This window comes from Rhodoplanes sp. (genome assembly GCF_013377085.1).
Taxonomy (GTDB): Bacteria; Pseudomonadota; Alphaproteobacteria; order Rhizobiales; family Xanthobacteraceae; genus Rhodoplanes.
Genome location: NZ_JACAAX010000007.1, coordinates 156,216 through 163,032, shown reverse-complemented (window position 1 = coordinate 163,032; position 6,817 = coordinate 156,216). Strand labels below are relative to the sequence as shown.

The 6,817-nt window shown below is 66.7% G+C and carries 7 protein-coding genes; 2 read left to right on the top strand and 5 right to left on the bottom strand.

Annotation, left to right across the window (positions count from 1 at the left end; translation table 11 throughout):
* Positions 1 to 65: 65 nt before the first annotated feature.
* Together HXX10_RS08110 and rpoZ are read right to left on the bottom strand one after the other, a co-directional pair.
* The gene (locus HXX10_RS08110; RefSeq protein ID WP_296521476.1) at positions 66 to 2,282 is read right to left on the bottom strand and encodes a bifunctional (p)ppGpp synthetase/guanosine-3',5'-bis(diphosphate) 3'-pyrophosphohydrolase; all 2,217 of its coding nucleotides are present in this window, start codon (positions 2,280 to 2,282) and stop codon (positions 66 to 68) included.
* Positions 2,283 to 2,625: 343 nt separating this feature from the next.
* Positions 2,626 to 3,033, bottom strand: coding sequence for a DNA-directed RNA polymerase subunit omega (gene rpoZ, locus HXX10_RS08105; protein WP_296521458.1), 408 nt, complete (start codon positions 3,031 to 3,033; stop codon positions 2,626 to 2,628).
* A 322-nt stretch (positions 3,034 to 3,355) separates the two neighbouring features.
* Here rpoZ and HXX10_RS08100 point away from each other — a divergent pair, with 322 nt between their 5' ends.
* Both HXX10_RS08100 and HXX10_RS08095 read left to right on the top strand, forming a co-directional pair.
* Positions 3,356 to 3,994: an NYN domain-containing protein gene (locus tag HXX10_RS08100; protein WP_296521456.1), complete on the top strand. Its 639-nt coding sequence runs from the start codon at positions 3,356 to 3,358 to the stop codon at positions 3,992 to 3,994.
* Complete coding sequence (locus HXX10_RS08095) at positions 3,994 to 4,734, top strand: uracil-DNA glycosylase (protein ID WP_296521454.1); 741 nt, start codon at positions 3,994 to 3,996, stop codon at positions 4,732 to 4,734. The genes HXX10_RS08100 and HXX10_RS08095 overlap by 1 nt, the downstream gene beginning before the upstream one ends.
* On the opposite strand, the gene HXX10_RS08090 is transcribed toward HXX10_RS08095, so the two are convergent.
* The 3 genes from HXX10_RS08090 to dapA all read right to left on the bottom strand — a co-directional run bounded on the left by HXX10_RS08090 (position 4,668) and on the right by dapA (position 6,751).
* Positions 4,668 to 5,231 carry a peroxiredoxin gene (locus HXX10_RS08090; protein ID WP_296521451.1) on the bottom strand — a complete coding sequence of 188 codons (564 nt, stop codon included), beginning with the start codon at positions 5,229 to 5,231 and terminating at the stop codon, positions 4,668 to 4,670. The two genes, HXX10_RS08095 and HXX10_RS08090, sit on opposite strands and share 67 nt — an antisense overlap.
* A gap of 11 nt (positions 5,232 to 5,242) precedes the next feature.
* On the bottom strand, positions 5,243 to 5,719 hold the full coding sequence (smpB, locus tag HXX10_RS08085) for an SsrA-binding protein SmpB (protein WP_296521449.1): 477 nt from the start codon (positions 5,717 to 5,719) through the stop codon (positions 5,243 to 5,245).
* Between the two features lie 141 nt (positions 5,720 to 5,860).
* Positions 5,861 to 6,751, bottom strand: coding sequence for a 4-hydroxy-tetrahydrodipicolinate synthase (gene dapA / locus HXX10_RS08080; RefSeq protein ID WP_296521446.1), 891 nt, complete (start codon positions 6,749 to 6,751; stop codon positions 5,861 to 5,863).
* Positions 6,752 to 6,817: the final 66 nt, after the last annotated feature.

Here is a 6,817-nt window from a genome sequence, read left to right as displayed (position 1 = left end):
CAACCCCAATCCTGCGCTACTTCAAACGCGATTCCCCTGCCCTCCAGGGGGAGGTGAAAGAAAGATCATCCCACCACCCGCTCGGCCTTGGCCACCACGGTCTTGGCGCGGAGCTGCGAGATGATCGCGGTGAGGTGCTTCAGATCGTAGACCGCGAGATCGATGGTGAGCTGGCTGAAGTCCGGCGACGAGCGGCTCATCTTGAGATTGTCGATATTGCCGTCGTGGTCGGCGATCACCTGAGCGATCTGGGCGAGCGAGCCCGGCTCGTTGACCGACTGCACGGCGATGCGGGCCGGGAATCGCTGCGGGTTCTTCTCGTCGACGTCCCAGCGCACGTCGAGCCAGCGCTCCGGCGCATCCTCGAAGGCGATCAGGGCGGGCGACTGGATCGGATAGATGGTGATCCCCTCCCCCGGCGTCATGATGCCGACGATGCGGTCGCCCGGCACGGCGCCGCCCTCGGGCGCGAATTGCACCGGCAGGTCCGAGTTGATGCCGCGGATCGGAATGGCGTCGTCGCCGGTCGAGCCCGGCACCTTGAACTTCACCGCCTGCCCGGTCTTCAGCCCGAACCAGCCCTTCTCGGGCCTCGGCACAGCCGTCGCGCGCTCCTCCTTGTAGTCCGGATACATGGCGCGGACGACGTCGGACGCCTTCATTTCGTTGCGGCCGACCGCTGCGAACACGTCGTCGATCGAGGCCCGGGCGAGGCGCGGCAGCGCGCCGTTGAGCTTTTCCGCCGAGTATTCCCGCTTGGCGCGCTGGCACAGGCGCTCGACGATGCGGCGCCCGAGCTCGGCATACTGGCTGCGCACCGCGACCCGGGTGGCGCGCCGGATCGCGGCGCGCGCCTTGCCGGTGACGACGACGGATTCCCACGCCGCCGGCAGCGCGTTCGGCCCGCGCGCCATGAGGATCTCGACCTCGTCGCCGTTGTGCAGCTCGGAGATCAGCGGCGCGATCTTGCCGTTGATCTTGCAGCCGACCGCGCGGTTGCCGACATCGGTGTGGACCGCATAGGCGAAGTCGATCGGGGTGGCGCTGCGCGGCAATGCGATCAGCTTGCCCTTGGGCGAGAAGCAGAACACCTGATCGTGGAACAGCTCGAGCTTGGTGTGCTCGAGGAACTCCTCCGGATTGGAGCCGACGGCGAGCAGCTCGATGGTCCGCCGCAGCCACGCATAGGCGTTCGATTCGCGCGTCAGCGTCTCCGAGGGCGAGCCGAGATCGTCCTTATAGAGCGAGTGCGCCGCGATGCCGTACTCGGCGATCTCGTCCATCTCCTCGGTGCGGATCTGCAGCTCGACGCGCTGGTTGCGCGGGCCGATCACGGTGGTGTGGATCGAGCGATAGTCGTTCTGCTTGGGCGTCGAGATGTAGTCCTTGAAGCGGCCCGGCACGACCGGCCAGGTGGTGTGGACGACGCCGAGCGCCTGGTAGCAGTCGGCCAGCGTCGCGACGATGGCGCGAAACCCGTAGATGTCGGAGAGCTGCTCGAAGCCGAGCGCCTTGCGCTCCATCTTGCGCCACACCGAATAGGCGTGCTTGCGCCGGCCCGAGACTGTCGCCTTGATGCCGCGCGCCGCGAGCTTGCCGGTGAGCTGCTGCTCGATCTCGGCGATCAGGTCGCTGTTGCGGGTCGCGAGCCGCTCGAGCCGCGCATCGATCACCTTGAAGGCGTCGGGGTGCAGCTCGCGGAACGCCAGATCCTCGAGCTCGCTGCGCATCTCGTGCATGCCCATGCGGCCGGCGAGCGGCGCATAGATGTCGATCGTCTCCTCGGCGATGCGGCCACGCTTCTCGACCGGCATGTAGACGAGGGTGCGCATGTTGTGCAGCCGGTCGGCGAGCTTGACCAGCAGCACCCGGACGTCCTCGGCGATCGCCAGCAGCAGCTTGCGCAGGTTCTCGGCCTGCTTGGCCTCGCGCGACACCAGCTCGAGCTTCTTGAGCTTGGTCAGGCCCTCGACCAGGTGGCCGATGTCGGGCCCGAAGATCGTGTCGATGTCCTTGCGGGTCGCGTCGGTGTCCTCGATGGTGTCGTGGAGCAGCGCGGCCGCGATGGTGGCGTCGTCGAGCTTGAGGTCGGTGAGGATCGCGGCGACCTCGAGCGGATGCGAGAAATAGGGATCGCCGGAGGCCCGCTTCTGCTCGCCATGCGCCCGCATGGCGTAGACATAGGCGCGGTTGAGCAAGTCTTCGTTCGTCTTCGGATTATACTTGCGGACGCGCTCGACGAGCTCGTATTGACGCATCATCCGCTTGGCCGGCGGCGGCATCTCGACGGCGGGGGCGATTCCGGGCGGCGCGACATCGCGCGGCGCCTGGCCGGGCGCCTGCACCTGCATCCGCGGCAATTTGGTGACCGGCGGCCCCACCTCTTCTCCTCTCCGCGAGCGGTCTCACCGTGACGGTTCCTACCGCGAGCGCCTTGCGCAGCCCGTCGGCCCTCGGAGGGCTGCGGCGCGAACAAAACAACGTGTCACGTTAGCATGCCGATGCGCCGGCGCGGCAACAACAACCTCTCGGCCCGACATGCAAAAACCGGCGGGCCGTGAGCGCCGCCGGTTCGGGTTCTGGTGACGTGGCAGCCGCGCGGTGAGCGACGACTCTCGACGCGCTTTACTCCTCGTCGTCCGGCTCGACCGGCTCCGGCCGCTCCTCCGGCGGGGCGAGACCCTCGAGCCCCTTCAGGAGCTCTTCCTCGGTCATCCGCTCCATCAAGACCTCGGTATCGTCGGCGTCGACGCCTTCACCGCCACCGCCGATCAACGGGATCGCCTCGGGCTCGGGCTCGTCGACCTCGACGTATTTCTGCAGCGAGTGGACCAGCTCTTCCTTGAGATCCTCGGGCGAGATGGTCTCGTCGGCGATCTCGCGCAGCGCGACGACAGGATTCTTGTCGTTGTCGCGGTCGATCGTGATCTGGGCGCCGGACGAAATCATGCGGGCACGATAGCCCGCCAGAAGGACGAGCTCGAAGCGGTTGCTGACCTTGTCGATGCAGTCTTCAACGGTGACGCGGGCCATGCGGGGGCGGACTCCTGCTCGAATGCCTGTGGGGTTTGGCTCTCTCGTAATGGTCTCGTTGCGGAAGCGCAACGGCTAACGGGGAGGATTGCAAATTTTTATGAGGTATTCATCTCGTGAATTGACTAGAAGAGAACTTCTGAAACGGATATGTCATTGTCGGAATCGGATTTTGGATGCAGCGCTTGCGTCTGCGCCGCAGGCAAGTGATGACCTTTTTCAGGTCGTGATCATCCGAATCATCCGAACATGATGCTGGTACGACCAGACCCCGGCGCGTGCCGTTTGTGACACGCGGTCCTATACAAGTAACGAGAGAACCATGGCAGTACCAAGCGAAAAAATCGCTCTGTTCATTGATGGAGCAAATCTCTACGCGACGGCAAAGTCGCTCGGATTTGACATCGATTACAAGCGGTTACTGCGCGAGTTCCAGAGCCGAGGCTATCTTCTGCGCGCGTTCTACTACACCGCTGTTGTCGAAGACCAAGAATATTCGTCGATTCGCCCCCTGATCGACTGGCTCGATTACAACGGTTACACGGTCGTCACCAAGGCCACCAAGGAGTTCGTCGACCAGACCGGCCGGCGCAAGGTCAAGGGCAACATGGACATCGAGCTCGCGGTCGATGCCATGGAGATCGCCGGCAATATCGACCACATGGTGCTGTTCTCGGGCGACGGCGACTTCCGCTCGCTGGTCGAGGCGGTGCAGCGGCGCGGCGTGCGCGTCACCGTGGTGTCGACCATCTCGACCCAGCCCCCGATGGTGGCCGACGAGCTCCGCCGGCAGGCCGACATCTTCCTCGACATCGTCGAGCTGCAGCCGAAGATCGGACGCGATCCCGGCGAGCGGGCCGCCCGCGAGCCCCGCCACACGCCGCAGTTCCTCCAGCGCAGCACCTCGGTGCGGTCGTCGGAGCCCGCCCCGGCCAGCACCGACACTTTCGACGAGGATTGATGGGTCCGGCCGTTCCGGGCCCGTCCGGCGCCGCGACTCGCGGGGCCGAGCCAGCGCTCGGTCCCGAGCCGCGCGGCGATTGCCCGCGCTGCCCGCGCCTCGTCGAATTCCGCGAAACCTGGCGGAGCCGCAAGCCGGAGTGGTGCAACGCACCGGTGCCCTCCTTCGGACCTTCTGACGCGCGCCTGCTGATCGTCGGGCTCGCCCCCGGCCTGCAGGGCGCCAACCGCACGGGCCGGCCGTTCACCGGCGACTACGCCGGCGACCTGCTCTACGCGACGCTGCTGGACTTCGGATTTGCCCGCGGCACCTATGCGGCGCGGCCGGACGACGGGCTGACGCTTCTCGATGCGCGCATCACCAATGCGGTGCGCTGCGTGCCGCCGGAGAACAAGCCGACCGGCCCGGAGATCGCCACCTGCCGGCCGTTCCTGATCGCCACCATGGCCGAGATGCCGCGCCTCGCCGCCGTCGTCGCGCTCGGCCGGGTCGCCCACGACACCATGATCACCACGCTCGGACGCAAGAAGTCCGCCTGCCCGTTCGGCCACGGCGCCGTCCATCCCTGCGGCGATCTCACGGTCTTCGACAGCTATCACTGCTCCCGCTACAACACGAACACGGGCGTGCTGACGGAAAAAATGTTCCGCGACGTGTTCACGGCCGTGCGGGCTCACCTCGACGCAGCGAGCCACTCCAGCACGGCGGCGGCGCTGCGGTCGGGCGGGAAGACCGGATAGAGCACCGTCGCGATCACGCCGTCGTCGATCACCAAAGTCAGCCGCCGGATCAACCGCATGCCGTCGACCGTGAAGGTCGGCAGGCGGAGCGCGTCGGTGAGACGGAACGCCGCGTCCGACAACAGCCGGAACGGCAGATGCAGCCGCTCCGCCGCCTCGCGCTGGTAGCCGGTGTCCTGGGTCGAGAGGCCGAACAGGTGGGCGACCCCGCGCGCCCTCAGGTCGGAAAAGTGGTCGCGGAAGCCGCAGGATTGCGGCGTGCAGCCGCGCGCGCCCGGGATCGCGTCCCAACCCGTCGGCAGCGGCTGCCCCGGCCGGCCGGTGCGCGGATAGGCATAGACCACGGTGCGGCCCCGCAGCGCCGAGAGATCGACCATCGTGCCGTCGGTCGCCGGCAGGGCGATGGCCGGAATGGCGAGGCCGGTCAAATGGTCGGCCGCGCCGTCGTCCTGCGGCACGGGCAGATCGTCGGGCAGCGTGTTGGGGTCATGCAGCATGTTGCCTCCGCTCAGCCCTTGGCCCGCAGCAGGCGGCCCTTCTCGCGGTCCCAGTCGCGCTTCTTCTCGGTGTCGCGCTTGTCGTGCAGCTTCTTGCCTTTGGCGAGCGCCAGCTCGATCTTGGCCCGGCCGCGATCGTTGAAGTACATGCGCAGCGGCACGATGGTCATGCCCTCGCGCTCGATCCCCTGCGCCAGCTTGGCGATCTCGCGGCTGTGCAGCAGCAGCTTGCGCGGGCGCTTGGGGGCGTGGTTGTTGAACGGCCCGGACTGCCCGTATTCGGGGATGTTGGCGTTCACCAGCCAGATCTCCCCGCCCTTGGCGTCGGCATAGGATTCCGCAATCGTCGCACGCCCTTGGCGCAGCGACTTGACCTCGGATCCGAGCAACGCGATGCCCGCCTCGAAGGTCTCGCCGATCTCGTAGTTGAAGCGCGCCTTGCGGTTGTCCGCGACGATCTTGCGCTCCGGATCCTTTTTTTCGGCCACGGCCACCGACCTTTGCGGGTTTAGACAGCCTCTGTGGTCATGGCCGGGCTTGTCCCGGCCATCCACGGTTCTTCGATGCGGCCATTAAAGGTCGTAGATGCCCGCGACAAGCGCCGGCATGACGAATCGCAGGAGGACCGCTCAGTTGATCAGGCCGGCATGGACCATGGCGTCGCGCACCGCCGCCTTGGTCTTGTCCGAGACGCCGACCAGCGGCAGGCGGACCGTCTCGGTGCAGCGGCCGAGCAGCGACAGCGCGTACTTGGCCGGCGACGGGTTGGTCTCGATGAACAGCGCCTGGTGGAGCGGCAACAGCTTGTCCTGCAGGGTCAACGCGGCCGCATAGTCGCCCTTCAGGCAGGCGACCTGGAAGTGGGCGCACAGGCGCGGCGCGACATTCGACGTCACCGAGATGCAGCCGTGGCCGCCATGGGCCATGAAGCCGAGCGCGGTGCCGTCCTCGCCGGAGAGCTGGTTGAAGTCCTCGCCCACCCCGGCGCGCTGCAGCGACACCCGCAGCACATTGGCGGTGGCGTCCTTCACGCCGGCGATGTTCGGCAGCTCGAACAGCCGCGCCATGGTCTCGACCGACATGTCGATCACCGAGCGGGCCGGGATATTGTAGATGATGATCGGGATGCCGATCGCGTCGTTGACCGCCTTGAAGTGCTGGTAGAGGCCTTCCTGGGTCGGCTTGTTGTAATAAGGCGTGACCACCAGAACGCCGGAGGCGCCGGCCTTCTCGGCGTGCTTCGACAGGGCGACCGCCTCGGACGTGGAGTTCGACCCGGCGCCGGCGATCACCGGCACGCGCCCGGCAGCCTGGTCGATGCACCACTCGACGACGCGATGATGCTCTTCATGCGACAGGGTCGGGCTCTCGCCCGTGGTGCCGACCGGCACCAGGCCGTTGGTGCCCTCGGCGATCTGCCAGTCGACCAGCGCGCGAAACGCCGCTTCGTCGATGCCGCCGTTCTTGAACGGAGTCACCAGGGCCGTGAAAGATCCTCTGAAATTGCTCTTGGCGGCCATGAAAACGCTCCTTCGTCCCGGCTCGGCAACGGGACACATTGTTACCGGGTCGGCCCCGGCGATGAA